The sequence below is a fragment of the Lysinibacillus sp. NPDC058147 genome (assembly GCF_042884205.1).
Taxonomy (GTDB): Bacteria; Bacillota; Bacilli; order Bacillales_A; family Planococcaceae; genus Lysinibacillus.
The window spans coordinates 303,389-330,379 of sequence record NZ_JBHVUJ010000004.1 but is presented as its reverse complement, the minus strand read 5'-3'; the positions used below and the strand labels follow the sequence as shown (position 1 = coordinate 330,379).

General features: G+C 36.3%; 29 protein-coding genes and 1 pseudogene. 9 read left to right on the top strand and 21 right to left on the bottom strand.

What is annotated here, in order from left to right:
- Positions 1-25: 25 nt before the first annotated feature.
- From ACFVT8_RS14325 to ACFVT8_RS14300, 6 genes are all read right to left on the bottom strand, one after another.
- A complete protein-coding gene (locus ACFVT8_RS14325) occupies positions 26-640 on the bottom strand; it encodes an HD domain-containing protein (protein WP_387081134.1) in 615 nt (204 codons plus the stop codon).
- Between the two features lie 720 nt (positions 641-1,360).
- A complete protein-coding gene (locus ACFVT8_RS14320; protein ID WP_387081133.1) occupies positions 1,361-2,053 on the bottom strand; it encodes an S-methyl thiohydantoin desulfurase domain-containing protein in 693 nt (230 codons plus the stop codon).
- Positions 2,037-2,408 (bottom strand): S-methyl thiohydantoin desulfurase domain-containing protein, encoded by a 372-nt coding sequence (locus ACFVT8_RS14315; RefSeq protein ID WP_387081131.1) that lies wholly within the window; start codon positions 2,406-2,408, stop codon positions 2,037-2,039. The genes ACFVT8_RS14320 and ACFVT8_RS14315 overlap by 17 nt, the downstream gene beginning before the upstream one ends.
- Positions 2,409-2,421: 13 nt before the next feature.
- Positions 2,422-3,996 carry an OPT/YSL family transporter gene (locus ACFVT8_RS14310; RefSeq protein ID WP_387081130.1) on the bottom strand — a complete coding sequence of 525 codons (1,575 nt, stop codon included), beginning with the start codon at positions 3,994-3,996 and terminating at the stop codon, positions 2,422-2,424.
- 90 nt (positions 3,997-4,086) lie between these two features.
- Positions 4,087-5,766: a hydantoinase B/oxoprolinase family protein gene (locus ACFVT8_RS14305; RefSeq protein WP_387081129.1), complete on the bottom strand. Its 1,680-nt coding sequence runs from the start codon at positions 5,764-5,766 to the stop codon at positions 4,087-4,089.
- Between the two features lie 3 nt (positions 5,767-5,769).
- Complete coding sequence (locus tag ACFVT8_RS14300) at positions 5,770-7,806, bottom strand: hydantoinase/oxoprolinase family protein (protein ID WP_387081127.1); 2,037 nt, start codon at positions 7,804-7,806, stop codon at positions 5,770-5,772.
- Positions 7,807-8,055: 249 nt separating this feature from the next.
- On the opposite strand from ACFVT8_RS14300, the pseudogene ACFVT8_RS14295 reads away from it, so the two are divergent.
- Positions 8,056-8,263 (top strand): annotated as a pseudogene (locus tag ACFVT8_RS14295) (hypothetical protein).
- 61 nt (positions 8,264-8,324) lie between these two features.
- Here the strand turns inward: ACFVT8_RS14295 and ACFVT8_RS14290 are convergent.
- Positions 8,325-10,004, bottom strand: coding sequence for a formate--tetrahydrofolate ligase (locus tag ACFVT8_RS14290; RefSeq protein ID WP_387081126.1), 1,680 nt, complete (start codon positions 10,002-10,004; stop codon positions 8,325-8,327).
- Between the two features lie 214 nt (positions 10,005-10,218).
- Between ACFVT8_RS14290 and ACFVT8_RS14285 the strand changes: the two genes are divergently transcribed.
- Positions 10,219-10,419 (top strand): cold-shock protein, encoded by a 201-nt coding sequence (locus ACFVT8_RS14285; protein ID WP_079560081.1) that lies wholly within the window; start codon positions 10,219-10,221, stop codon positions 10,417-10,419.
- An 86-nt stretch (positions 10,420-10,505) separates the two neighbouring features.
- Here the strand turns inward: ACFVT8_RS14285 and ACFVT8_RS14280 are convergent, their stop codons facing one another.
- On the bottom strand, positions 10,506-11,291 hold the full coding sequence (locus ACFVT8_RS14280) for a VOC family protein (protein WP_387081124.1): 786 nt from the start codon (positions 11,289-11,291) through the stop codon (positions 10,506-10,508).
- A gap of 204 nt (positions 11,292-11,495) precedes the next feature.
- Here ACFVT8_RS14280 and ACFVT8_RS14275 point away from each other — a divergent pair, with 204 nt between their 5' ends.
- Positions 11,496-11,984: a flavin reductase family protein gene (locus ACFVT8_RS14275; protein WP_387081122.1), complete on the top strand. Its 489-nt coding sequence runs from the start codon at positions 11,496-11,498 to the stop codon at positions 11,982-11,984.
- Between the two features lie 253 nt (positions 11,985-12,237).
- On the opposite strand, the gene ACFVT8_RS14270 is transcribed toward ACFVT8_RS14275, so the two are convergent.
- The 3 genes from ACFVT8_RS14270 to ACFVT8_RS14260 all read right to left on the bottom strand — a co-directional run bounded on the left by ACFVT8_RS14270 (position 12,238) and on the right by ACFVT8_RS14260 (position 14,505).
- On the bottom strand, positions 12,238-12,387 hold the full coding sequence (locus tag ACFVT8_RS14270) for a YezD family protein (protein ID WP_387081120.1): 150 nt from the start codon (positions 12,385-12,387) through the stop codon (positions 12,238-12,240).
- A gap of 366 nt (positions 12,388-12,753) precedes the next feature.
- Positions 12,754-13,428, bottom strand: a complete 675-nt coding sequence (locus ACFVT8_RS14265) for a phosphopantothenoylcysteine decarboxylase domain-containing protein (protein WP_387081119.1) — start codon at positions 13,426-13,428, stop codon at positions 12,754-12,756.
- 201 nt (positions 13,429-13,629) lie between these two features.
- Complete coding sequence (locus ACFVT8_RS14260; RefSeq protein WP_387081118.1) at positions 13,630-14,505, bottom strand: LysR family transcriptional regulator; 876 nt, start codon at positions 14,503-14,505, stop codon at positions 13,630-13,632.
- Between the two features lie 135 nt (positions 14,506-14,640).
- Here ACFVT8_RS14260 and ACFVT8_RS14255 point away from each other — a divergent pair, with 135 nt between their 5' ends.
- On the top strand, positions 14,641-15,540 hold the full coding sequence (locus ACFVT8_RS14255; protein WP_387081116.1) for a DMT family transporter: 900 nt from the start codon (positions 14,641-14,643) through the stop codon (positions 15,538-15,540).
- Between the two features lie 160 nt (positions 15,541-15,700).
- Here the strand turns inward: ACFVT8_RS14255 and ACFVT8_RS14250 are convergent, their stop codons facing one another.
- The 3 genes from ACFVT8_RS14250 to ACFVT8_RS14240 form a co-directional block, all read right to left on the bottom strand.
- On the bottom strand, positions 15,701-16,048 hold the full coding sequence (locus ACFVT8_RS14250) for a general stress protein (RefSeq protein ID WP_387081114.1): 348 nt from the start codon (positions 16,046-16,048) through the stop codon (positions 15,701-15,703).
- Between the two features lie 217 nt (positions 16,049-16,265).
- Positions 16,266-16,709, bottom strand: coding sequence for a Dps family protein (locus tag ACFVT8_RS14245; protein WP_387081112.1), 444 nt, complete (start codon positions 16,707-16,709; stop codon positions 16,266-16,268).
- Between the two features lie 331 nt (positions 16,710-17,040).
- Complete coding sequence (locus ACFVT8_RS14240) at positions 17,041-17,163, bottom strand: hypothetical protein (RefSeq protein WP_387081110.1); 123 nt, start codon at positions 17,161-17,163, stop codon at positions 17,041-17,043.
- A gap of 166 nt (positions 17,164-17,329) precedes the next feature.
- Here ACFVT8_RS14240 and pepF point away from each other — a divergent pair, with 166 nt between their 5' ends.
- On the top strand, positions 17,330-19,144 hold the full coding sequence (gene pepF / locus ACFVT8_RS14235) for an oligoendopeptidase F (RefSeq protein WP_387081108.1): 1,815 nt from the start codon (positions 17,330-17,332) through the stop codon (positions 19,142-19,144).
- Positions 19,145-19,371: 227 nt separating this feature from the next.
- Positions 19,372-20,355 (top strand): SEC-C domain-containing protein, encoded by a 984-nt coding sequence (locus ACFVT8_RS14230; protein WP_387081106.1) that lies wholly within the window; start codon positions 19,372-19,374, stop codon positions 20,353-20,355.
- A 309-nt stretch (positions 20,356-20,664) separates the two neighbouring features.
- Here the strand turns inward: ACFVT8_RS14230 and ACFVT8_RS14225 are convergent, their stop codons facing one another.
- On the bottom strand, positions 20,665-20,856 hold the full coding sequence (locus ACFVT8_RS14225) for a zinc-finger domain-containing protein (RefSeq protein ID WP_387081104.1): 192 nt from the start codon (positions 20,854-20,856) through the stop codon (positions 20,665-20,667).
- 262 nt (positions 20,857-21,118) lie between these two features.
- Here ACFVT8_RS14225 and ACFVT8_RS14220 point away from each other — a divergent pair, with 262 nt between their 5' ends.
- Positions 21,119-21,511 (top strand): ribonuclease HI family protein, encoded by a 393-nt coding sequence (locus ACFVT8_RS14220; protein WP_387081102.1) that lies wholly within the window; start codon positions 21,119-21,121, stop codon positions 21,509-21,511.
- Positions 21,512-21,868: 357 nt separating this feature from the next.
- Positions 21,869-22,528 (top strand): C40 family peptidase, encoded by a 660-nt coding sequence (locus ACFVT8_RS14215; protein WP_387081100.1) that lies wholly within the window; start codon positions 21,869-21,871, stop codon positions 22,526-22,528.
- Positions 22,529-22,567: 39 nt separating this feature from the next.
- Here the strand turns inward: ACFVT8_RS14215 and ACFVT8_RS14210 are convergent, their stop codons facing one another.
- Complete coding sequence (locus ACFVT8_RS14210) at positions 22,568-23,758, bottom strand: MFS transporter (RefSeq protein ID WP_387081099.1); 1,191 nt, start codon at positions 23,756-23,758, stop codon at positions 22,568-22,570.
- A gap of 5 nt (positions 23,759-23,763) precedes the next feature.
- Positions 23,764-24,162 (bottom strand): MarR family winged helix-turn-helix transcriptional regulator, encoded by a 399-nt coding sequence (locus ACFVT8_RS14205; protein ID WP_387081097.1) that lies wholly within the window; start codon positions 24,160-24,162, stop codon positions 23,764-23,766.
- Between the two features lie 249 nt (positions 24,163-24,411).
- Here ACFVT8_RS14205 and ACFVT8_RS14200 point away from each other — a divergent pair, with 249 nt between their 5' ends.
- Positions 24,412-24,966, top strand: a complete 555-nt coding sequence (locus tag ACFVT8_RS14200) for a DJ-1/PfpI family protein (RefSeq protein WP_387081095.1) — start codon at positions 24,412-24,414, stop codon at positions 24,964-24,966.
- A 38-nt stretch (positions 24,967-25,004) separates the two neighbouring features.
- Here ACFVT8_RS14200 and ACFVT8_RS14195 read toward each other — a convergent pair whose 3' ends face one another.
- The 4 genes from ACFVT8_RS14195 to coaW all read right to left on the bottom strand — a co-directional run bounded on the left by ACFVT8_RS14195 (position 25,005) and on the right by coaW (position 26,806).
- Positions 25,005-25,319, bottom strand: a complete 315-nt coding sequence (locus tag ACFVT8_RS14195) for a DUF3889 domain-containing protein (protein WP_387081094.1) — start codon at positions 25,317-25,319, stop codon at positions 25,005-25,007.
- A gap of 111 nt (positions 25,320-25,430) precedes the next feature.
- Positions 25,431-25,574 carry a hypothetical protein gene (locus ACFVT8_RS14190; RefSeq protein WP_323656514.1) on the bottom strand — a complete coding sequence of 48 codons (144 nt, stop codon included), beginning with the start codon at positions 25,572-25,574 and terminating at the stop codon, positions 25,431-25,433.
- 23 nt (positions 25,575-25,597) lie between these two features.
- Entirely contained in the window at positions 25,598-25,834 is a 237-nt protein-coding gene (locus ACFVT8_RS14185) for a hypothetical protein (protein WP_387081092.1), read from the bottom strand.
- Between the two features lie 135 nt (positions 25,835-25,969).
- A complete protein-coding gene (gene coaW, locus ACFVT8_RS14180; protein ID WP_387081090.1) occupies positions 25,970-26,806 on the bottom strand; it encodes a type II pantothenate kinase in 837 nt (278 codons plus the stop codon).
- Positions 26,807-26,991: the final 185 nt, after the last annotated feature.

The following is a 26,991-nucleotide window of genomic DNA, read 5'->3' as shown; positions in this document are numbered from 1 at the left end:
CGGATTTTTTTAGCAGCATGTGGAATTACTTACCTATTTCATTTTGTAATTGCTCTAAAAACTGTACCATAAATTGATGGCGTTCTTCAGCCATTTGCTTGCCCTTGTCAGTAATCATTAAATCCTTTAGCAATAATAACTTCTCATAAAAATGTGTAACTGAGGATGTATTTTTTTTGCGATACTCCTCCTCTGTCATATCCGTACGTGCGTCCTCTTCCTTATCGTAAAGCTTGCGACCTTTAGCTCCACCAAAAGCAAATGTGCGTGCAATACCGATTGCCCCAATCGCATCTAAGCGATCTGCATCTCGTACTATTTTTGCTTCGATAGAAGTTGCTTCTAGCTCGTTGCCACCATTAAACGATACTTGTGCGATGCAATCTCGAATATGTTGCTTTTTCTCCTCACTTAAAGATAGCTCGGCAATTAGCTTATTTTCTTGCTCCTTACTATCTGTATACTTTTTATCACTTACATCATGCAAAAGCACAGCAATTTTCACAACTTCTGCATCAGCTTCCGGCTCTGTTTGTAATATAGTTAACGCATTTTGATAAACACGTTCTATATGTTGAAAATCATGACTAGCATCAAATTGCTCATAAATTTCTCGTACTTTGATCATTAAATTGTTCATATTCTTTGTTCAGTCCCTTCATACTTTATTATACTGTATTGCTTAGAATAGTTAGTAGTTGTTTTCAATTGACTAATTTTTCAGAATATTGTAAGATGAATATACAGAACAACTAGCTTTGTTCTGTAAGCTCACTATTTCAGTAATGTACAAAAACTATGTTTTACAACTTCAGCGGGATTACAATTGAATATTGTGTTGAAAGATGACGTGCTTATAGAGTAAAGCAATCATCTAAAAAAACAAATAAAAGTGAACACTTTCCCTTAGAAATTCTTTGTTTTAACCCGCATAGCGAATGTACATGACGAAATAAGTGAACAAACAGTTAGCCTGTTTTCACGACCAAAAAAGCTTTGACCAAATGTCGCAAACGTGTGATATTTTTATCATTAATTGACGTTACCTTCTTCTATTCATAATCTTGAATATATGTGAACGTAACTCCTCCCATTAGTGGCAAATAATACACCAATTTCTTGCCAACATATGCGAAAAGCTGAATCATCAGAGTCGTGCTTACAAAACTAGAGAATTTTTTTAGGCAACATTTTTTCCGAATTTCGTTTATGCCGTAAATGAAGTATTAAGTGATGAAGGAAGTAGGAACGATAGTTATGTTATGTAATACCCACCCGCTGAAGAAACAATAAAAGCTGCCCATCTTATTTATTGTAGATGAAGGCAGCTTTTATTAATTTATTCTTATTCAACTGCTATTTATAGAATAGTTCCAATAACATCCTCAACTTCCTGCAATAATGCCTTATTTTTCATCGTTGTACTCAAATTTAAATTACGCTGATCAACTTGAATAACGGCAACATGCATCCCTTCTCTAATGCTTGCACTAGGAACAGGAATCATTTTGTCCACATCGAAAGTCATGATAAGATCCGGAAATTTGGATTCAATGTTACCCTCTTTCGATAAAGTCATATACTCGTTCCAGAAAGTTAATTGATAATCCTCAATTGTTAATTTACCTACATCAAAGCCATTTTCCTTTGTTAATAAATAATCCGTCACTAGACCAGATACGATATGCACCCCATTCAACTGACGAATGACATTTTCCAATTTTTCTTCGATTGTTTGTCCACTCAAGAAGCAATAACCGAGTTCTATCGCCGCAGAAATTGCAGTCGGGGCACCATGTTCTTTTAAATAACTAATGGTAACAGGGTTGCGCGTTACCCCTACCATTCCTCCAGCTAAAATAGAGGCATGGCGAACGGTTTTTGCTGTATTTTGTAAATCACCCTCGACAAAACCTTGAATAGCAAAATCATTCTTTCCACCCGCATAAAATTGAACAGATTTATATTCTTCAAGTTCATGTAAATTCAAGGAGCCCATAATTCCAGTTGGATGGGCTCGTCCATTACAAGGAGCATCAACGGACCGGTACATTCAATAAAACCGACTGCAACCAACCGTTTATGGTCGTAATAGCTCCATTTTCGTTCGTAATAATTCCTTTTAATCGATTATCAGTATACTCATCCATATTTCTATAGCTCCAGCATAGTTGTTCATTAGAAATAAATTGATCAGCTGCTGAAGGGGCTCCAACTATCGCCACACAAGCGACCAAATCTTCATTATTTAATTCCTCTACATCGAGTAACTGAGGTACACCAGCAGCAAATATTTCTTCAACCAGTTTTAGACCTTCCTCTAGAAGGCCTCCTCCGCCCCCTCCAAGTATTACACCACCATAAACAGCGGCAATACCATCCTCGTAAGATAGAACTTTTACCATCATCCATTACTCCTTTCTATTTTCCTATTTTTAAAATAGAAGAGAAGAAACTATATAAAGCATCTCCAGCAATCACCCCAGCTGCAAATACAGTCATTTCAGATTCTCTCTTACCTTTCGTTACAGAAGTGAAAATAACGCGAAGTAAAATGCCTACTAAAACAGCCCATCCAGCAATAGGGTTGATCAGTAATAAACCCGTCGCAAACAGGATACCCATTTGTCTCTTTGAACCACCGATCAGTTGAATAAGTGCGCCTGGTATCGCCCAAATCAATAATTGTTGAGCCACGTCACCTGTCACACCAGATTTAATTGTAGCAGCATATACATGATTTACAGGTGCCACTAAACCTTGTGCAAAATAAGATTGATAAGAAAGTAAAACAACAATGGCAGAGATAGAGAAGGCTATAATACCAGCGATCATTTGTTGCTTACGACCTTCTTTTTCTAATGCGGGGTCACTACCATGACCACGTAAAATATAACCCGTTTTCAAATCATAGCCCATATCAGCAAAGGCGACACCTGTTGCTGCACTATATCCGGCTAATAAAGCAAGCGCTGGAGGTGGAAAACCAATCAAAATTCCGACAATAAGCGTTATAAACGCTACAGCAAATGCCGGGAACCAACCTGCATGCATGGCTGCAATCCCAACAATTAATTCATGTACAAATGCAGCAATTGTTGCGAAAACAACGAAGCCTATCAACATGCCGAAAGACATATGTGATATCAATCCACCCAAAAGTGCGATTAATACAGCAATCAATAAATAAGCAATAAACCCTGCGCCAAAGCCCTGTCTAATTTCCTTAGAATCCTTTGAATACGCTAACTCTTCTGTCTTTTCAGTAGATTTCTTATTTAATAAAGTAAAGCCTACTTGGAACAGCGCCACGATTCCGGCACCAATCATTACACCATGTGGAATATAATATTCGTTTAAATCTACATTAAATAGTTGAACAGAATAGCCTCTTAGTAAAAGACCAATCCCGAACATTGTAAGCGCCCAAATATTCCCGATAAACGCTACCCCAAAAGCTGACATTGGAATTTTAAGTACAGCTCCCACAATACCGACAAAAACACCACCAATTAGTACCTTTGCATTATTACCGCCTTTATCTCCAGCTTTAATCGCTTCAGCAGTTGCAATCCCAGGAGGCCAAGTACCTGCTGCTGGGAAAATCTTCGTATCGAAAAATTTATATAATAATAAAGCATCAACAAACATCGCTAAAATAACACCGATAAACAATGGTAATACTAAGTTTTCATAGCCTAAAACATAGGGAATACCAATTGGCAACATTAAACTACTCGCGGCACTAAAGGTTGCGGATGATATCGCCGTTTGAATTATATTTTGTCTATGAACGGATTTGAACTCGATCAGCTTCCCAATAGGAATCCTTCCTAAAATCATTGCAAATATAGCACCAACAATCGATGTATTAGCAGAAATCCCTAAAGTAGTAATCAGTTGTATCCCAATTATTGCACCAATTACAGATGTTAAAACTACCATTAATAGAGTCACAGGTTCTAAAGTTCTAGGCTGTAATACTTTATTATTCATTGAGTCAACTCCTATATATTTAATGTTTTGAGATATGGGATTAAAATTGATGAGTACTTTTTATTAACTCTTCAGATAATATTTCTCCTTTTAAGCATTTTTATAGCCATAGTGCTTTTCTGCTACTTCTAAAGAAATATAGTCATTTAACAAGTCTTTTTCTATCGCTTGAATACTGCGCTCTTTCGGATTACCATACCCTCCGCCTGTTGCTGTAACAAGTTCTATTTTGTCTCCTTTTTGCAACTCATAGTTAGCTAGTATACCAACTGGTCCGAGCTTTGTTCCATCCTTTTTATGAATCACTAAATAGTTATGAGAGCCTTCCATCCCACCATTTAAGCCAAATGGTGAAAATTGATGTCTACCTAAGTTGACAGAGACCTTTTGTCCATCATGATTAACACTATACACACGACGTACACCTAAACCACCTCTAAATTCTCCAGCTCCTGCCCCATCAGAATTTAAGCTATATTCATCAATATGAATACCGTATTTTGTCTCCGCAATCTCAACAGGAAGGTTATACGTTTCTCCATCTCCCATACAATATTGTCCACTTTGACCATCTTCATCATTTGAGGCTCCCCAACCACCAACAGATGGCTCTACAATTAAGAATGACTCGTCGTTGTCTGGGTTTTTACCTGTTAAAATAAATGTACAAACAGACTGTAAATGTCCCGCTGAAAGTCTTTCTGGTAAGTAAGGTGCAAGTGCTTTCCAAATTAAATCTGCTGCTCCAATGCGTGCCTCAAAATTCATCGAGACTGGGTGTGGTCGTTTGGCAGAAACAATGGAATTCTCATCTGTAATGATTGTTAACCGTTTAAATATACCTTCGTTAATCACATCAATATCATCAAGTAACGCTAAAAACATAACTCTCACACTAGCCATTAATCCAAATTCTGAACAATTTACAGGTACATGAACTGCAGGATGGGATCCTCTAAAGTCACAAATGAATTTTTCATCATTTATCGTCACCTTTACTTTGATAGGGTAAGGTCCGCCTTTTAATGGATCTCCTTCAATAAAGTCTTCCGCATAAAACTCTCCTTTGGGTAATTGTTGTAGCTCATGCTCCACAATCTTTTCACCCTTGCCCAATAATTTTTCAATCGACAACTTAACAGATTCAGCACCGAATTTCTGACAAAGTTCAGTGATTCGTTTTTCACCAGTTTTTAATGCAGCAACTTGAGCGAACATATCTCCGATTGACAGCTCTGGTAAACGAACATTCGTAGATATAATTTCATAGATTGCTTCGTTTAACTCCCCTTTTTGATATAGTTTCACTCCTGGCAGCTGTAAACCTTCTTGATAAATTTCATTGGAATTACTCGTAAACGAACCTGGATCCATTCCACCAACTTCTGTCCAATGAGCTTTATTGGCGGAATAAGCGATAATCTCTCCATTATGGAAAATCGGTAAGACTAAACCAACATCTGATAAATGAGATCCTCCTCCAACATAAGGATCATTAATAATGATGACATCACCTTCGTGTAAATTTTCTCCCCACTTAAACTTTTCAATAACATGCTGAACCATAGGACTTAGCATTCCTATAAAGCTTGTCACACCGTTTCCTTGGCTAATTAAATTACCTTGCGCATCTGTTAAACCACAGGCATAATCTAATACCTCATATATTACTGGGCTCATTGATGAACGAGCTAAGGCGACAAACATTTCATCTCCAATTGCTAGCAATGAATCCTGAATAATTTCTACAGCAAAAACGTCTTTTTTCATCACTTACTTCCCCTCCATCTCCACAATCATATTTCCATAAGTATCTATTTCAATAGATTGTTTTTCACTTATAACGACCGTAGATGTAGGATTTTCGACAATTGCAGGCCCAGAAATCACATATCCAGGTACTAACTTTTGCTGATCATAAACATTTACTTCTATCCATCCGGTTCCCTTGACATATAGTTGACGTTTCGATTTTATACATGTAGTTACGTCAACGTTAGAGAAATCTAACTCCTTAAATTGAACTGCCTCATCTTTTCCATAAATAGTGAGATGTAAATTCACTAATTCAATTGGGGTATCTGGTAAATCAAAAGAAAACTCCAGTTTATGTTTAAAATGGAACGCTTCCACTAAATGACTAAGCTCCACTTCATTGATTGCGATATTGGATGCGTTCAATTTTACAGCGTGTTCCTGACCTTTATAGCGTAAATCGTAATTAATCTCAAAATGATAATGATCTCTTGATAACGGGACATCAGAACTTGCACGTTCAATAACTGTATCGATATTTTTTTGAATATCAGCTATACAATCGTTATTAAAGTCCGTTAAATTTGTTTGAATATAATCTTGTCGGTATTCCGTCATCATCATACCTAATGCTGAAAAAACGGATGACCCGTATGGAATAATCACTTTTTTCATGTTCAATTCTTCCGCTAAATTAATAGCATGTAGTGGACCACCACCACCAAAGGCAACCATTGTAAAATCCTCTGGATCGTATCCTTTACGAATAGAAATTAATTTTAGAGCATTTAACATATTAGAATTTGCAATATCTAGAATTCCTTGTGCTGCCTCTTCAGCTGTAACATGAAATGGCTTAGCGATTGATGCAATAAGTGCCTCTTCAATTTTGTTAATAGAAGCCGGATGATCAAAGTTTTCTAATGACAATCTTCCTAAATAGACATTAGCGTCCGTTATGGTCGGTTGTGTGTTTCCTAAGTCATAGGCGACGGGTCCTGGGTTAGCTCCGGCAGAATCTGGGCCGACTTTTAATGAGCCAAATTGATCTACTCTTGCTATGGAACCGCCACCATTTCCAATTTCCACAATATCTACGACAGGTGTTTTAATAGGATAGCCTGCAAATTTTTCATTTCTTTCAATATAGTAATCTGTTGTTACATTTACTTTTCCATTTGTTATGAGGGAACATTTCGCAGTCGTTCCACCTACATCAAAAGCGATAATATTGGATTCATTTAATAGCTCTCCTAGCTTAGCTGCTCCGAACATCCCTGCAACTGGACCAGATTCCACTAGGTTGATTGGAAGCTCCATTGCTTTTTCAAAACTTGTCGTTCCTCCATTCGATTGCATAATATTTAAATGCTCTGTAATACCGATTGTACTTAATTTTTCTTTTAAGCTTTTTAAATAAGCATGAGCAATCGGTTTTACATATGAATTTAAGACAGTAGTATTTGTTCTTTCATATTCTCTATATTCTTTAATCGTTTCGCTTGAAAGTGTTATATACACCTCTGGCCAAATTTTTAGAATCTCTTCTTTTAGTAGTGTTTCATGTATAGGGTTTTTATAGCCGTGAATGAATGAAATGGCGATAGCTTCTACACCTATTTCCTTAAATTTATTTACTATTTTACTTACTTCCTCAATGTTTAACGCCTTCAAAACATTGCCCTTATAATCGATCCGCTCATCAATCTCTTGTCTTAAATAGCGCTCCACAAAAGGTGTCGGCTTTTTATATTTAAAATTGTATAAATCTGGTCTATTCCCACGAGCAATTTCTAAAACATCACGGAAACCTTTCGTCGTAATTAAACCGACTTTGCCTCCTTTTCTTTCTGTTAACGTGTTAATAATGACCGTAGAACCATGAATAAATGATTCGACCAATGAATCTTCCGTTACATGCTTTTCTAATACATTCAGTATGCCATCCTCAAAATGCCCTGGGGTCGTATGCCCTTTGTCAAAATGAAGATTCCCTTTGTCATCCGTATACACTAAATCGGTAAAAGTACCACCAATATCTGTTGCTATTTTCAAGTCTCCACCCTCTTTGTTTCTATTATAGGTACAGCGTTTCCTTTTAAAATTAAATAAATTATATTCAAAGAAGAAAGAAAATTCAATATATTTTTAAATAAATATTAATTTGATAAGATTCTAGCTATTAATCAGAGTCCTAGATATCACAATTTAGATTAACTAAATAGTTTATTTAGCCTACGATTCTACTAAAGGATCAGCATACTAAAAAAGACAATTCATACATTCTAGGATGAGAGGATGATCATGTTGATTCTGTTTGAAAATGTGGATTTTTTAGAGAACGTATATCAAATATCTATAGCAGTTCTACTCTTATGTTCTGTTTTTTCCGTGAGGCTTTTAAAAAAATTAAAACGTGAAAGAAAACTTTCTTTTTCTGAATATCATTCGAATTGCAATATTTTTATGGTTAGTTGCTTTTTCCTTATTGAATATGGCGGATATAAAATAAAAAAGCTGCCCTTTATAACTTAAAGGAGCAGCTTTGTATGTTGTATTTATTTTTTTCTTTTTTAGAACAATCCTACCGCATGTCCTTCATTATCAACACCCATACGCAAAGCAGCAGGTGCTTTTGGTAAACCTGGCATTGTCATAATATCCCCAGTTAAGCAAACTAGGAAGCCTGCACCCAGCTTAGGAATGACTTCGCGAATAGTGATTGTAAAGCCTTCTGGACGTCCTAATAGTTTTGGTTGATCCGATAATGAGTATTGTGTTTTGGCCATACAAATCGGTAGTACATCCCAGCCGAATTTTTCGATTTGGGCAATTTGCTTTTTCGCTTGGTCGGTAAATTGCACATCTTTCCCACCATAAACTTTTTGCACAATTGTACGTACTTTTTCCTCAATAGATTCAGTTACATCATATAAAGGTGAGAAATTATTTTCTTCATCAAGAACAGCTAGCACTTGTTCTGCTAAGGCTAAACCACCTTTTCCGCCTTCCTCCCAGACGTTCGTACGAGCAATGCGAACATGCTTCTCTTGACACCAATTTAATACAGCATCAAGTTCTGCCTCTGTATCTGTAATAAAGCGATTAAGTGCAATAATTGGCTCCACACCAAATGTACGAATCGTTTCGACATGCTTCTCTAGGTTTTCAATTCCTTGTAAAAGTGCCTCTACATTTTCGCCAACTAATTCTGTTTTCTCAACACCGCCATGCATTTTTAATGCACGAATCGTCGCTACAATGACAACCGCACTTGGTTTAAAGCCAGCTTTACGCGCTTTAATGTTCATGAATTTTTCAGCACCTAAATCTGAACCAAATCCCGCTTCAGTTACAACAATATCAGCTAATTTACGTGCAGTTTGTGTAGCCATAATCGAGTTACAGCCGTGTGCGATGTTGGCAAATGGACCACCGTGAATAATGGCAGGTGTCCCCTCAAGTGTTTGCACTAAGTTTGGTTTGAAGGCATCTTTTAATAATAATGTTAAGGCACCTTCTACTTGAAGATCACGGACGAATACAGGCTCACGCTCAAATGTATAGCCGATTACGATACTTGCTAAACGTTCACGTAAATCTTCAATACTTGTAGCTAAACAGAAAACTGCCATAATTTCTGATGCAACAGTAATGTCAAAGCCGTCCTCACGTGGCATCCCTTGAACAGGACCACCGAGACCCACAACAACTTTACGAAGAGCGCGATCATTTAAATCCATTACACGCTTCCAAATAATACGGCGAGGGTCAATGTTTAAAGCATTTCCTTGGTGGATATGATTATCAATAAAAGCTGATAATGCATTATTTGCAGTCGTAATTGCATGAAGGTCACCAGTAAAGTGCAAGTTAATATCCTCCATCGGTACAACCTGTGCGTACCCACCACCTGTTGCTCCACCTTTCACACCCATTACAGGGCCGAGTGATGGCTCACGTAAAGCAACAACAACATTTTTATTCAATTGATGAAGTGCATCAGAAAGTCCAACCGTCACAGTTGATTTCCCTTCACCTGCTGGAGTTGGACTAATGGCTGTAACTAAAACAACTTTTGCGTCCTCACCATGTGCTGTTATTTTTAATGGATCAATTTTTGCTTTATAGCGACCATATTGCTCAAGCGCATCCTCAGGGATACCTGCAGCTTTCGCTATCTCTGTAATTGGCTTCATAACTGCTTGACTAGCGATTTCTAGATCAGTTAATGGTTGTTTTTTCTTTGTCATTTGGCATCCTACTTTCTATGTTGTTATTTTCCATTATAGACTTTTTTGTGAAAGAAATCATAGTTAGTTATACAAGCATTTCGACAATCAATTGACAACTTTGCTCAATTCATGTATGTTCTTAATGAAAATGCATTTTTTCACATTTTCGCAGGTTATGTCACGACTTAATTGATTTTATTCTACATTTCAAGCGCATGGGAGGCGAATGCTTATGCAACAGGGAATCGTAAAGTGGTTCAATAATGAAAAAGGTTATGGCTTTATTGAATGTGATGATGGAGAAGATGTATTTGTACATTTTACGGGAATCCAAGAGGAAGGCTTCCGTACACTTGAAGAAGGTCAAAAGGTATCATTTGATGTAGTGGAAGGTAATCGAGGACCACAGGCGTCAAATGTTGTTAAATTTTAATCACAAGGGAGCCGTTCGTTGATGAATGGCTCCTTTTTTCAAATGCTCTTAATTGTATTAGCTTTGCTTTATCATCTACGACAATTTCAACGATTGATCCAGTAAAAAGCTCCTGGAAAAACTAGCGTTTCCTTCGTTCTGTCAGCATCCGTAAGTGTAACCCCAAACGGTCCTTCATTTAAATGGCCAAGCGTCATAGTAGTAGCCGCGATTTCGTCATAAAAATCTAGACGTATATTTGGTAACTGTAAAGATATAAACTGTTCTTGTTGTTCAGGCTCTGGTAACTGTAATACTTCCCTCCACAAATTAACAGTAGCTTGCACATCTTTTACATAAAATTGTACAGATTCCATTGATATTGATTGATTCATATCAATAGCTCCATTTGCCTTTAATTGTGCAATACGTTCCTCATCTGCATCCGCCCACTCAATCAAAAATGGAAAATCAATTACCTGCTCTGGCTTGCCAAAATGCAATAGCTTCCATTCGACTACGGAGCCATCTGGTCTAGTACGACTACAAGCATCAGGTCCATATACATCAAAGCCAAGTGCACGTAAACGTTGTGCCTCTTCCTCGATTTTTTTTGTACGTAATGCAATTCTTGAAAAACCATAGCGCTCATTAGCACGTTTAAACGTATAATGTAGGGAATAAGGTAAATTCACTGCATTTTCAAATAAATTACGATCATAAATTGCTATTTGCTCAATATAGTTTAATCCAAAATAGCTTAACGTATTGTATGTCCCCCACATTGTATGTTGACCACCGTTAACTGTATGGATATTACGTTTATTTAAGAAAACCTTTGAATTCTCTGGCGATTGAACTTGATGAACTAGATGGTCAAAATATAAAGTCATGACTAAACCTCCTTTTTCCTCCATTATATACTTTACCTGTTAGTTTTGTTGGTTTAAAATAAAATTAAGAATATTATAATTTTTAAGAAGTTACTATATTTTATGATATCCATTTTAAAATACTCGGCAACGAAATGATTTCAATGCTGAAGGTTCATCAAAAAAGATTTTTCATTTCTGTAAATCAATGAAGAGGTGATTAGAATGACAGACAAAGTAACAGCTTTTAAACTTGCATTAGGTAATTATCCAACAGGCGTTACAGTTGTCACTGCTTGTAATGACGTAAATGAACCAATCGGTTTAACCGTCAATTCCTTTACGTCGGTTTCCATAGATCCACTCCTTATTTTATGGTCGCTCGATAAAAAATCACAGCTGCATCCTTATTTTACTGTAGCTCAGAAGTTTGCTGTTAATATTTTAGCGAGCAATCAAGATCATTTATGTACGCTATTTTCTAGTAAAATCCCAGATCGTTTCGCCCAGGCTAAATGGTCAACCTCTGCTTTAGGTCTACCAGTTTTACATGATACTGCAGCCATTTTGCAATGCAAAATATCTCAGCAAATTGATGCTGGGGATCATACGATATTTATTGGGCAGGTCTTAGAAATTGATGATTCACAAAAGGAACCTTTACTTTATCATCGCAGACATATTGGTGAAATTCCAAAAGGTTTTTATGAATAGGCTATCGCAAGGAAAATATACGCAAAAACAGGGTGATTCATCGAAATCATCCTGTTTTTTGTCGTATTTTCTAGCACTTTATCGAAATACTAAGTTTGGTTGATGAAAATGTATTTCTAAAAGCAATCTAAAGAAAATCCTCTTCAAATTCAGTATAAAGGTTAGCCCGCTCAGCTGTACCTAAATAAAAAAATAGCCACATATATGCAAAGGAAATAATTTCTGTGGCCACCAAACACGATCATTATATCGGTTACTTTTTCTGTGGAAACCTTTGCTTTTCAAGTCTGTTAATTTGCACAATGACGCCATCTTGAATCGTAACGTGCACTTCTCCAAATTCCAAATTTTGAATCGCCTTTGCAATTGCCTCTAGTTTTTTGTCATCTACCTTTTGAGTCACCTGATACACCTCTTCTTTTACCATATTTTTTGTACAAAAGAGACCAACACGTTAATCATAGCTCCCTTTTCTCTTTGGTAGCTCTGTTGGACTTGACCTACACAATTTGTGATTGAAGCTTCGTTTTGGGTCAATCTCTGTACCTCTTTAAATAAGTATATTACGTTTCTTGGAAATAATTCTATAATTCAGAAAACCTATTGTCAATATAAATATTATAAAACCTAGCTGAATACTATGTAATTAAGAAAAAGGAAGTATTTTTTAGTTTCGTATTTTAGTTATGGCAATAAGTATTACCATCATCTTTATAGACAAAAAAAAACAAAAACTGTGCAGATCAATTACCTCTACACAGTTTTTGCTTTAATCATTTTGTAAAACATTTATCAATGCTTTCGCTGTCTTTTGCTTGCCCATAATCTTTATTGGTTCGCCTTGAGCTGGTACAATCCAATGGGGTTCATCCCCACCATATAAAGACTGTGAGCTATTAGCTACCATAAACTGAGCGTTGGCCGATTCCATTCGTAGACGTGCGCGGGATAGTAAAAATTCCTCATCATCTGTTGCCTCAAGTTTAAAGCCTACCAAAGTAACTTTCGGCTGCCACGCTTTTATTTGACCTAATACTTTAGGTGCCTTTTTAAAGTGAATAATAGGTGGCTCGTCAGATGGCATTTTACCTTTTTCTTCCATTAAATTCCCTGATTGGTCATATACTTTGTCAATGAGCCAATCAGAACCTGCAGCTGCCATAATAACGATATCAACCTGTTCTTCTTGAACAGCGTGCCGAACTTTCTCACCTAAATCTTCAATGCCTTCAAATCGAACGGTACGCATTTTATCTTTATTTGTTGGAAGCTGTGCGAAATAACCGTGCATATACAATACGTTTGCCCCAGCCTCTAGTGCCGCTTCAGCTAAATAACAGCCCATTGACCCTTTTGATAAATTCGTATGCCCACGCACACGATCCCATTTTTCAAGTGTTCCCCCACTTGTAATGAGTACGGTCTTACCTCGTAATGTTCCCATACACTCACCTTTTTTCTAATCAATTTCGCCTTGGCGTAATTTCTCACCATCTTTAGAGGTGGGAATCTTCTGTAGCTGCCTCTTTGCTATCGCTACAACAAACATTTGCTGAATGAAGATAAATATACAAATACTATTTTAACGTAATGTCCTGCTATGCTTCAATGTTGTTTTTATCGCGCATGTTGCTCTCTAAAAATATCATTTCATATTTTGTTCTTTTAACCAGGAACATAATATCTCCGCAAATTTCTTCGTTACTGGTGATGCTTGGTGTTTCATAGCTAATCCAATTGTACGATAGCCACCTTGTTTTAAAGGTATGGCTTTTATCGTAGGAGGTAAGTTATTTATCACTAATTTCGGTAAAATACTAATTCCAAGCTGGTGAGCAATCATCGAAATGATCCCTACTTCTTCCGATAATTCAAAGCGAATATTTGGCTTCACGTGATATTGCTCTAACAGTACTTTTACATCATTTGTTCCTTTATATGAAGTCATGATAAATGGCATGTCTTCTAGTTCAACAATATCAATTTCTGCTTTATCATAAAGCGGACTTTTATCGGAGACAATACAAAGCAATGGATCCTGCTGTAGTTCGGTATACTGAAATTGCTTAGACTTTTGACCATTTAAAAACCCTGCATCGACCTCTCCACTTAAAAGCCACTGTTCAATTTCATAATAATCTCCCTCTCGCAATTCCACTTGTATACCAGGAAATTGATTGTCCATAATACGAACAATTTCAGGCATCCAGTTGGAAGAAATACTTGAAATTACACCAATTCGCACTTTTCCTCGAGTAACACCAAGTATATGTGCTGCTTTTTGCTGTAATAGTTCCTGTGCGTCGAGGACATGTCTCATTGCCCTAAGCATTGTATCTCCTTCACTCGTTAATGTGACACCCGCCCGGCTTCTGTGAATAAGTGCAAAGCCGAACTCCTTTTCTAAGCTTGAAACAGCATGACTTACTGCAGATTGGGTTAATCCTAATGCATCTGCTGCTTTTGTAAAGCTAGCTACCTCAGCAACTTTATTCAAAATCTCATATTTGACTATGCTCATTTGGCTGGTCCTCTTTATACATGAATTTTTTTAATATTAATCATTATAAACATTCGTTTTACTAATCTCAATACAAGATATATAGTAAATTTTAGTATAAAAACTGTTTTAGTACACAGAATGTAGGTGAGCATAATGAGTGTCCAAAAAAAAGCAAATTTATTAATGGTTATAGTGACAATGTTTTGGGGATTATCTTATACCTTTATGGTCATGGGGCTTGAAACATTGGCGGTTTTTAATGTGGTGGCATTGCGTTGTATCATCGCATTTTTCGCAGCAGGTATCATCTTTTATAAACGCATGATTAAGGTCAATGCTAAAACTTTAAAATATGCAGCTATCCAAGGGTTTCTACTATTCATTGTGTTCATTCTCAGCTTATTTGGACTAGAAACAACTTCGGTGTCAAATGCTGGATTTATTTTAAGTCTAACAGTTGTCTTAGTCCCTATTTTCAGCAGTTTTATTGAAAAGAAACTACCTTCAAGAGCAGTTAGTTTTGCGATTGTTTGCACAATGATCGGGATTACAGTGTTAACTGCTCATGGCTCATTTACCTTTCAAAAAGGGGATATTCTAGTAGCCATCGCTGCACTATGTTATTCAATTTACTTACTGTTAAACAGTACTTTTACACGGAGCGTTGAATCAATTTCCTATGGCATTTATCAGCTCGGTTTTGCTGGACTTTATGCACTTGTATTAACACTAATTTTCGAAACACCAACACTTCCAAATTCAACAACTTCTTGGATTGCTATTATTGGCCTTGGTGTCATTTGTAGTGCATTCTGCTTCGTAGGTCAAACTGTTGCACAACAGTTCACTTCTGCAACACATACTGGACTAATATTTTCCTTAGAACCTATTTTTGCAGCGATGTTTGCCATGATGTTTATAGGGGAAGGAATAACAGTAAGATTAATGATAGGTGGTAGCTTTATTCTAATGGGTAACCTTGTTGCTCAATTAGAGCATCTCCATGTTTTACGCTTTATTAAAAAACATGAACATGAAAAAGCTATACATTAATCAGCTTTGAATCCTCTCTATACAAAAAACAGAGTGATGCACGCGCACTCACTCTGTTTAATCTAAATATTTTTTTGCTTCTGCGTTTAATCGCTCACGTATTTTTCGAGAGGAAACTCTCCCTGTTACACGTGAATCAAGACGACTAACAATCATCTAATTATGTTGTCTTGTATGCAGTTGGCTGCTCAGCAAACAATACAATAACACCTTGTTCTACGAGATGCGCATAGTAAGCTGTTTGTCCTTCTGTAAGATCAAATCGCTTTATTCCCTCTGTTACAGCCGATTCACCAGTAAACCATGATTTAAATTGATCCATCCAATTCCCTACCTCGTGTGTTTTCACATTAGCATCCCATTTAACATCCTCAAAATGGCTCGGATCCTTTGCTATAACATGAATATCCTCTATTTGATATGCATCTAATCGCATACTTTCTAAAATATGAAGCATTTCTTCCCTTGTATGGGCCACTTCAATTTCCGGATTTTGTACATTCTTCATGCTCAATTCCTCCTAATCTATGGCTTACTATATATTTACCCTACCTATTTAAAAATAAAACCTATTTTGCCTGTTTTTTATAGAACTGTAATATATGTTATCTTTTTGCGATACATGTTCACGTTTTGAAACAATGGTTATGTACTTATATGAAACGTCAAAAAAATAGACAATGGGAGCTCACTAAAGAGCCCCATTGCCTATCACTTACTTACGGTTATTTGTGCCCAAGAAAGGCCTTCAACATCCAGGTATGTTTTTCAAGGGACTGGTACATAGCATTTAGTAAATCCTCTGTTCGATCGTCCCCTTCTTCTGCCGCAAGCTCCATTGTTGAATTTAAAGCTTTCATAAGAGTTTGGAAATCGGCAATAGTTGTAGCCACCATTTCCTCCGTCGTCTCATTCCCTGTCGCTTCCTCTATACAGGACAGTTCAAGATGTTCTTTTAATGTAGCAACTGGTTTTCCATCTTTCGAAAGAATGCGCTCTGCAATTTCATCTAGATTTAACGTTGTTTCATTATATAATTCTTCAAATTTTGCATGTAGTGTAAAAAAGGCATTTCCCGTAACATACCAATGATAATTGTGCAATTTCGTATAAAGTACAGACCATGTAGCGACAAGCTTATTTAAGTGTTTGTTTAAGTTTTGTGTCATTATTTCTCCTCCAATGTCCAGTGTTCTAGCCATTAGTATGCGTTGTAAAGTATGCTTGCTATACACACTTTTTTTCATTGAAAAAATTCTAAGGTCAAATATAAAACCAAAACATTTTCCGCTACATAGACAATCCTAAAAAACAGATGGATTACATCAATTGGACGTTTAAAATCACAAAAAACCTAATAAGAGATTGTCATTACATTAGACTACTTTAGTTCCTTACGAATTTCTTTTTTCTATCACTGGAAGCTTCGTAACTTCTGCAATCCATTCATCCTCGGCCCTCTTTTCAATCAAACCAGTAATTATTTGTTTCCTACCTTGCTCAAATTCTTCTTGCCTTTCTTTCCAAAACTCCAGCAAGTGTCGGCGGTAAATCTTCTTTATTTAGATGCAAAATTTCTTCCTCCCCATACACATCTGGTTTCTCGCAAACTAATTGCATCATAATTACATCCTCCCTTAACTTTAAATCCATTATAGCTATTGCGAACATAAGTTTATGTACCGTTGTTATATTTTTAAGAACATTAAAACTATTCTCTATAATTATTTCACATTCCGAAATAGTTTCGTTATAATGGAATCACTTACTTAAAAAGGGGTGTTAATTGATGGAGGTATTACCATTACGAAAAGATGTACCAGTGGAACAAACATGGGATTTAACAGATTTACTTGAAAATGGCGAGAATTTTGAGCCTGCTTTAACGCAGCTTGTGGAAGATGCAAAAAATTTTGAACGTACGTATCAAGGTACAATTACGGATGCTCGAAAGGTAATTGATGTTTTAACAGCTTATGAAGAACTTTATGAAAGCATAGTTCCTATTGGTACTTATGCAAGCTTGAATAATCAAGCTGATCATACAGATAACGAAGCCCAAATGCGTGCTGCAAAATATGGTGCAGCAGTCGGAAAAATAAGTAGTACAATTTCTTTTGTACGCAGTGAATTACTAGCACTAGATGAGTCTATTTTAGAAGAAGCTGCTACATTAAACCCTAATTATAAAGTCTATATAGAGGAATTATTAAAACAAAAGCCTCATCAGCTACATCCAGAGGTAGAAAAAGCACTAGCTGCATTTAGCTCTACTTTTGATGCACCATATGAAACGTATAATACGACAAAGCTTGTAGATATGCATTTTGGAGAATTTGAGGCCAATGGCGAAAAACATCCACTGAGCTTTGTGTTATACGAAAATGACTGGGAGTTTGACGCTGATACAAAAGTACGCCATGCTGCATTCCAAGCATTTTCGAATAAATTACGTGATTATCAGCACACAACTGCAAAAATTTATAACACACATATTCAGCAGGAAAAAACAGTGGCTGATTTACGAGGTTTTGATTCTGTCATTGACTATTTATTATTCGATCAAGATGTTGATCGTACGCTTTATAATCGTCAAATAGATTTGATTACAAAAGAGCTTGCACCTCATATGCGCCGTTATGCAAAGCTTATTCAACAAGCAAATGGCATTGAAAAAATGACATTTGCTGATTTAAAGATAGCCCTTGATCCAGACTATGATCCGAAACTAACAATGGCTGAAGCAAAAGAATATGTTGAGAAAGCATTAGACGTTATGGGTGAGGATTACAAAGAAATGATTGAAAAGGCGTTTAACGAACGCTGGATTGATTATGCACCAAATAAAGGAAAATCGACTGGAGCATTCTGTTCAAGTCCATATGGTAGTCATCCGTATATTTTAATGTCTTGGAATGAACGTATGAATGAGGTATTCACTTTAATTCATGAGCTTGGGCACGCAGGGCATTTCGCGAATGCACATGCCCATCAATCTTATTTTAACAGTCGGCCTTCGTTATACTTCATCGAGGCACCATCGACAATGAATGAAATGCTGCTAGCCAATTATTTATTAACCCATAACAATGATCTTCGCTTCAAACGTTGGGTAATTTCAAATATTGTATCCAAAACGTATTATCATAACTTCGTCACACACTTACTAGAGGCAGCATATCAACGAAAAGTGTATGAATTAATCGATGCTGGAGAAGCTGTGAATGCAACCGTTTTAAATCAATTAAAACGCTCCGTATTAGAAGATTTCTGGGGTGACGCTGTCGATATTACTGAGGGAGCCGAGCTTACTTGGATGCGTCAACCACACTATTATATGGGCCTATATCCATACACATATAGCGCTGGCTTAACAATTTCTACACAAGTATCCAAACGTATCTTAAAAGAAGGTAAGACGGCTGTAGATGAATGGTTAGCAGTCCTTCAAGCTGGAGGTACGAAATCACCTGTAGAGCTAGCTCAAATGGCGGGTGTCGATGTTACAACAGACCAGCCGCTTCGTGATACAATTGCTTATATCGGTCACCTTATTGAAGAGCTTGAACGATTAACGATAGAAATGGAAGCTATTAAAGGCTAAGCAAAGCGAGAACCATCTATGCTATCTCTAAAGCATAGATGGTTTTCTATTTTTAGTTCTAAGCAGATAAATTCGTACATATAATAGAATCAGGGCGTCCATCCACATTTTTTGATATTTCAAAATAGACTATCATTTTTCTTCATACAAATGTACCGTTATTATTAAATGTATGCAATTTATTTAGCAAAATTCGACTAACAATTTTCAAAGGAAGTGTTCTAATTATGGTAAAACGTAATGATCCATGCCCATGCGGTAGCGGCAAAAAATATAAAAAATGTTGCGAAGGTAAACAGCAGGTTACAGTAGAAGCTGTAGCAATCGAAGAATTAGAGCGTGTACTACAAACATTTTACTTAGAATATCCAGAACGCAAAGATGTTCGTGCTTATATCGAACATGTAGGTACATGGCAACCTAAATTAGAGAGCGTACTACAAAGAGAGCTAATTGAGGCAATCGCGTTAGACGACTTTTTCTTCCATCAAGAGCCATCTATTTGGAAAGGTTACTTAAAGAAAACAAAGAAAAAAACGGTAAGACCTTCTACAGTAAAAGTGTTGGAAGAGTGGTCACAACCACATCTATTTATTGGTTCCGTGTCAGTTGTAGAAGAAAAATATTTCAAAGCTAAACATGTGTTAACAAATGAAGAAATTTATATTCGTCGTGAAAATGACAAACCAATCCCTGAAGGTATGCATGTTTTTGCATTCATCTTACCAGATGGTACAAAAAAATCAGAGTATTATTTAGCTGTTTCAACGCTTATCTTCTTCCCGGAAGACCATGCAAAGGTATTTGAGCAATTTAAGCAAAATTTTGAGGCTTCTGAGAAGAAGGTTAGTGCATTCTTAAAAGAAGAGCATTTATCCTTCTGGGAGTTACTTGTGTCGAACGGTTATAAAGGCGAGGAATTCACGAACTTTGAGAGCAATGTAATTACACAAGTTAAAGAGTTTCTTGAGCAAAATGAGCGCGAAACAGCTCCTATGTTAGAGCTTTTAGAGGACTACTTAATTGAAGGGCAACCATCTGCGCGCAAAGAGGCTGCCATTGCTGCTGGCGCGATTCGATATGGTCAAGAAAACGAGCTATTCGAGTCGTTATCAATGACAGTAAAAGAAATTGCAGCGACGTTCGATATTTCAGCTTCCTCTCTCACAAAATACTACCAAGACCTAAGTAACTATGCTTCAGCTAAATAATGTTTAAAATAGCGCCACACACTCTAAGCAATCTCGAAGTGTGCGGCGTATTTTTGTCTACATAGAAAAAAGCTACTATTGTTATCGGCAATGAACCGACAACAAAGTAGCTTTTTCTATGGTAACCAACCAATACTATTTTTTCCGAACATATTGTTATTTATGCATCGAAATTAGTAAATATGATTATTTATTGATCAAAAATGAAACTTTTATCATTAAGCTTTAATTTATTTAAACATAGTCCGTTTAGTACCTATGATTGTTGTGCCACAATTGAAAAGACATTTCTGTTATATGCTAAAAACATTATTTACTATATACCTTCAGGAGCTCTTCTCCGAGAAATTGGAGTCGCTCTCCTACTGAGCAGGCTTCAATACAGAAACGGTGAGCTCCAGGTTTCCCACGCTCTTTTCGTAATTGCTGTATCACTAAGCAATCAGCACAATACGTATCATGCAGTTCATCAATATCTTTCATAACCGTCACTTTATCCAAATTGAACTCTCGCTCCTTTCACGTCCAAATTTCACTTCTTACTATTATGAAGTGAACATTTTGAACAAGCAACTATTTTGTTTAACCATTTTATAACTTTCAGCAAATATATTTTGTAGAGAAAGCAAAGCGTCAGCTACAAATGTTTTCTGCGCGACAGCGGCAATTATGCCGAGGCATAATTGATCATCTACTTAGATATTGTGAAAAAGCACTATTGATGTACAATAAAGTAAAAACTAAATTAAAAAGTAGGGATTTTATGTTAGAAGTATATATAGATGCTGCTAGTGCAGGAAACCCTGGCCCAAGTGGTATTGGTATATTTATTAAAGGCGAAGGACATCATATACAAATCAGTGAGTATATAGGACAAGCCAATAATCATATTGCTGAGTTTACTGCCTTAGTACGTGGCCTTGAAGAAGCACTAAAGTTAAGTTCAAACCTAGTCTCAGTGCGCTCTGATTCAAAAATTGTTGTTGCCTCTATGGAAAAAGAATATGTGAAAAACGAGGAATTTAAACCCTATCTTGATCAGGCACTTACACTTGCGAGTAGCTTCGATTTATTTTTCATCAAATGGGTTCCAGATACGCAAAATAAAGCTGCAGATGCACTTGCACGTAAAGCAATTCAAAAAGAAAAAAATTAAACAAAGGGGACTGTCACTTGCTTTACCAAGAGTCGGTCTCCTCCTTCATTTCATTCAGATACTTAATATCCCCCAATAATTCATTTTTATCATCTTCGTTTATTTATAAATAAAATATATGCTTATAAAGAAACGCATAGAAATCACCAAGTCCTCATCCATTTAACTTACACACATGGCGCATATATACAAATATCACCCCTGATTTTTGATGATGTGCCATAAAGTAATATATTTTCCATTTATTATTTGTATAAATTGTATCCTTAATGTTGTTTTATTGACATACTATTGTAATATTACAATGTTAATATCATATATATATTAAGTTTTTAAGTTTTTAGGAGGATACATATTATGAAAAAGAATAAAAAGTATAGATGGGGATTGAAATTAGCTACATTTGCTTTAAGTTCATCTGTACTTTTTTCAACAATTGACACAGCATCAGCAGCAACTTATACAGTAAAATCTGGTGATTCTTTATGGAAGATTGCTAATCAGTACGGTGTTACTTATCAAACATTGATGAAATGGAATAACTTATCTTCTTCAACAATTCGCGTTGGACAAAAGTTAAACCTCAATACCACATCAACAATTTCAACACCTACACCTAAACCTGTAGCTGCACCTAAACCAACAGTTACAGTTAAACCAACAACTAACCTTGTGCAAGTTGCTAAACGACAATTAGGCGTAAAATATACATTTGGTGGAAGTAAACCTAGTACAGGTTTTGATTGCTCAGGCTATGTCACTTACGTATATAATAATGCTGGTATTTCGACAGCTCGTAAGTCAGCAGCAGGTTTTTACAGTACAGCTAAAAAAGTAAGTGCACCACAAGTAGGAGATTTAGTATTTTTCTCTAATACATATAAAGCCGGTATTTCACATGTAGGTATTTATATTGGAAATAATCAAATGATTAGCGCAAGTGACGGTGGTGTTTCTATTGCTAACATCAATAGCTCTTATTGGAAAACACACTTTACTGGATATGGTCGTATATAGGAAATAAAAAAACAGTTGGGATGCCCAACTGTTTTTTCTTTATACATGTGCTACTTTTTTCGATTTTATTTTTGCTAAACGTACTAAATAAATGATGAAGACAACAACTAGCAAGCCTGCTCCAGCGAGATATACAGAAGCATAGCCTACTTGCACAGCTACCATTCCTAAAATATAAGAGCCAAGTGCAATGCCAATGTCAAACATCGTAAAGTACGTTGCGGTTGCATAACCACTGCGTATATGTGACGCAGACTGTACAGCTAATGCTTGTAAGCTTGTAGTCACTGCTCCGTAGCCAAATCCAATAAAGATGGCTGCAAATAAAAATAATGCCGGACCTGAGACAAATGCAAGCATTACAAGACCGATACCAAAGAATATAATACCAGGTATAATAACAAACTGCGGCCCTTTTGTATCATAAAGTTTTCCTGTATATGGACGTGTAATAAGCATTGCTGCTGCAAAAACTGCATAAAATAGACTCGCTACAGCCATTAAATCTTTTTGCTGTGCGTAGACTGATAAAAACGATAAAACACTCGAATATGAAAAAGCTACTAAGCTTGCAATCGCCGCAACTGGTAGCGCACGACGTTCAAATAAATCATCAAATTTAAATGTCAATTTACCCTGATGTTCAGGCTTGGGTAAATCATCAGTTTTTATCGTTACAGCTAGGATGCCCCCTGCTAATATACAAATACTCATCACAATAAATAAAACATTGAAGGTACTATATTGAATAAGTAGCAAACCGATAAATGGTCCAATAACTACTGCTAAGTTAGTAGACATTGTGAAATAGCCTAGACCTGCACCTTTTCGATTGGCTGGCACTATATCTGCAGCTAAAGAGCCAGCTGCTGTTGTAATAATACTAAAGAAAATCCCTTGAATAAAACGTAGTCCTAATAAAAGTCCAAAAGGATGAATGAATAAATATAAAACTGTACATAAAAAATAGCCGATAATTGAAATAACTAAAAGCTTTTTCTTCCCCAAAACATCTAATAATTTACCTGAAAAGGGACGAACGATAATGGCAGATAATAAAAATCCTGACAGTAACAATCCCGCTTCCTTTTCTGTCTGATGCAACTCACCAATCGCATAAAGCGGCAAAGTCGTTACCAGCCCATAGAAAACAAAAAATACCGAAATATTTGTTAAAAAGAGACTAATAAACCGCTTCGTCCATATTTTTGTATTCCCCTCTTGTTGCATGTCAATCAACCTTTCATTTTTTCCAGTAAAATTATAAATTGCTGTTGTTCCTCGACAGTCAATGACCCTACCATTTCTTCTTCAAAAGCTAAGATGGTTTTAGTGATAGCAGGTAAATGTTCCTCTGCATATGGTGATAAGGTAACGATTTTTTCACGTTTATCTTCACCATCAATTCTTAGTACCCAACCTAGTGTCTCGAGTCGAGTAATTGCTCTAGTTATACTCGGTGCCTCAACGTTTAAATACTTCCAAATTTGTGTTAATGTCATTGGCCCGTGATTATGTAAGCAATATAAAATAGCCCATTGTGAGCTATATAAGTTGTGCTGTTTCAGTACTTCATTTAAACAATTCGTTAAATAACGACTTTTTTGGAATAAAGCATGAAATATAGGGTTCATGTTATCATCCTCTCAAATTTATTTACCTAGCTAAATAAATACTATACGCCTCATTTTTTCTGTTGTAAAGCAAGTTGTTTTTTGAGGTTTTGATGGCAATGATCCTTAGCCGACTGACGTTTGATTCACTATTATCAGTGAATCTCTTGCATTTATATGCGATTTTCTCTGACTTACTACATATCAGAAGGGAATTTTTTGAAAGTGTCGAATTAAGCTAATAGATTACAAATAAAAGGAGATGGAAGCATGGGGAAAAAGGTATTAATACTTGCAGGAGACGCAGTTGAAGCTTTAGAAATTTTTTATCCTTATTATCGTTGTCTAGAGGCTGGCTATGATGTAACGATTGCAGCACCATCCGCAAAAAAATTACAGACTGTATTACACGATTTTGTCGATGGAGTTGATACATACATCGAGCGTACAGCATATGGATTAGAAGCACACTTATCCTTTGCAGAAGTAGATCCTGCACAATTTGACGGACTCATCATTCCTGGTGGACGGGCGCCAGAATACATTCGTTTAAATGAACATGTTCCGACACTAGTGAGCCATTTCTTTGAAACTAATAAACCAATCGCTGCTGTATGTCACGCAGCTCAAATTTTCGCGACCATTCCTGAAGTTCTGAAAGGACGTGAACTAACAGCCTATATTGCCTGCAAGCCCGAAGTTCAAGTAGCCGGAGCGACGTATATCGATACTAACCTTCACACAGATGGCAATTTAATTAGCGGTCACGCATGGCCAGATTTACCTGGATTAATGCGAGAATTTATTAAAAAGCTAGAAAGCTAAACGGAATGAGGATGCCTGAAAGTAGGCATCCTCTTATTTTATGGAGTGGTTTCTTGGAATTCAATTTTCACTACTTTATTTGTATTGGTTACATATTTGATTCGAACATGTACACCGAATTCCTTGTCATTTTGTTTTAGCCAAAGTTTAAATTTTTCAATAGTGGAGTCTTCAATAACCTCGCTTCCCACATGCAAATAATCGAGGATTTTTGCTTGAGGGTATTTTGCATGTGTCTCTTTTATCGCTACTTTCCCCCATTGAGCATGGGCTGGAATTCCCTGTTGAGCATAAGTAATTGTTGGGGTGTTTATAAATAGAGCAAACAGTACAAGAAAAATGCCAAGTTTCATACAAAATTTTCGCAAGTTACTCAACCTTTCATATTCTTTTGGTATAAAGTAGCCAAAACAGCAAAAAATAAGTGCTCCTTAAGTATTCTCAACCTTAAGGAGCAGTTTTCATTATTTTTTGCTGGATTGTTTAGGTTGTTGAGGATTGTTATGAATTACTTGATTAAACTCTGCAGAATATTCTTCACGATCATTTCTTTTATGTGTATCTTCTTTCTTTTTCTTTTTGAAGCTTGTTTTATTCTTCTTTGCCATTATTAAAGCCTCCAATGTTTCATTTATTTGTTTTTGTTGGACTGCTGATTTTTCTTATGGTTCGTTTTATTATCTTTATTTTTTGCTTTCGCATCAAATTCTGCACCGAATTCTTCATTGAGATTGTCATTCGGGTTATTGTTATTACTATTTGATTTATCGAGGTCTATTTTTTTGTAGGTATCAAAAGGATTATGCGTTCTAACATTCATTGTTTTATTGTTGTTTTTGTTGTTTCCATTGGTATTTCTATTGGCCACGGATATTCACCTCCTACATGTAATGTGCTCAGGATAGAAGGATTTATGCTTTGGGGATTACTACAGACATTACTAAAACTGTTACAGTATAAAAAAATGTACATCACTAATAATAATTAGTAATGTACATTGTAATTAGACAATTGTATATTCAGTTATATTTAATAATGCACCGACTGCACCTGAAAAACCGTGGTCATTTATAAAGACTGGTGTATGTTTTTTCGTACGTGTGTAATTGGCAATCACTCGTGTAAGATGATCATTATTGCTTAAAGTTGAACCGATATAAACGATATGCTGCGCATTTTTCTCTTCGGCATATTGAATACTAAGTGTAGTAATAACTTCACCTACAAGCCCTTGTACAGTTGCAATAATATCTTCAGTTGGATGTTTGAGAGACTCTGTAATACCAACTTTCCCAAAATTACTAGCTGTCAATTGCCCATCTATAGGTGTGTCCATCCCTTGATAAATATCCTTTACTAGTAAATCAATTTCTTCTCGATTACCTTTAGAGGCCAGTTCTCTTATTTCATTATAATCCGTGATGCCAGTTGTAAGCGCTGACAATCCAATCAATGTTCCACCACCAACGCCTGTCCCACCAACACGAACATGCGTATTATCTTCCATATAATGAATTGAAGTACCAGTACCAATATTAGTAATCATACTTCTCTCAAAGAAGTACCCCTCTTTATGCAACAAAAATCGAACGCCCTTCAATGTGGCTTCAAACTCTACTATATAATGAATCGATTTCATTGTTTTGATGACATCCAGTAATTGTTCTGTACGCCCTCCCGTAACACCAATATCCTCAATATCTGGATGATTAATAATCCAATTCTGCACAGCTAGCAAATCATTTGACGGGAAAGTTGTTAAAATGAGCTCATTATGCTCATCTAAATAAGCAACTTTTGTCAATGTTCCACCTGCATCAATACCTATAGCCTTTGGCATACCATTCTCCTTTGACTTTACGTATAATCTCTATTTCAGAAGGTGAGATATATACTAGATTTTGCTTTTATTCAAGAGGCGTTTGAAGCCTGTTGAATAACGTTCATGCCTCCACAAATGTCACGGATTTTGCAAGGAGTTATTGTGTCAAAATCCGGTGAATTGTATTTCAGTACCGAAAGCAA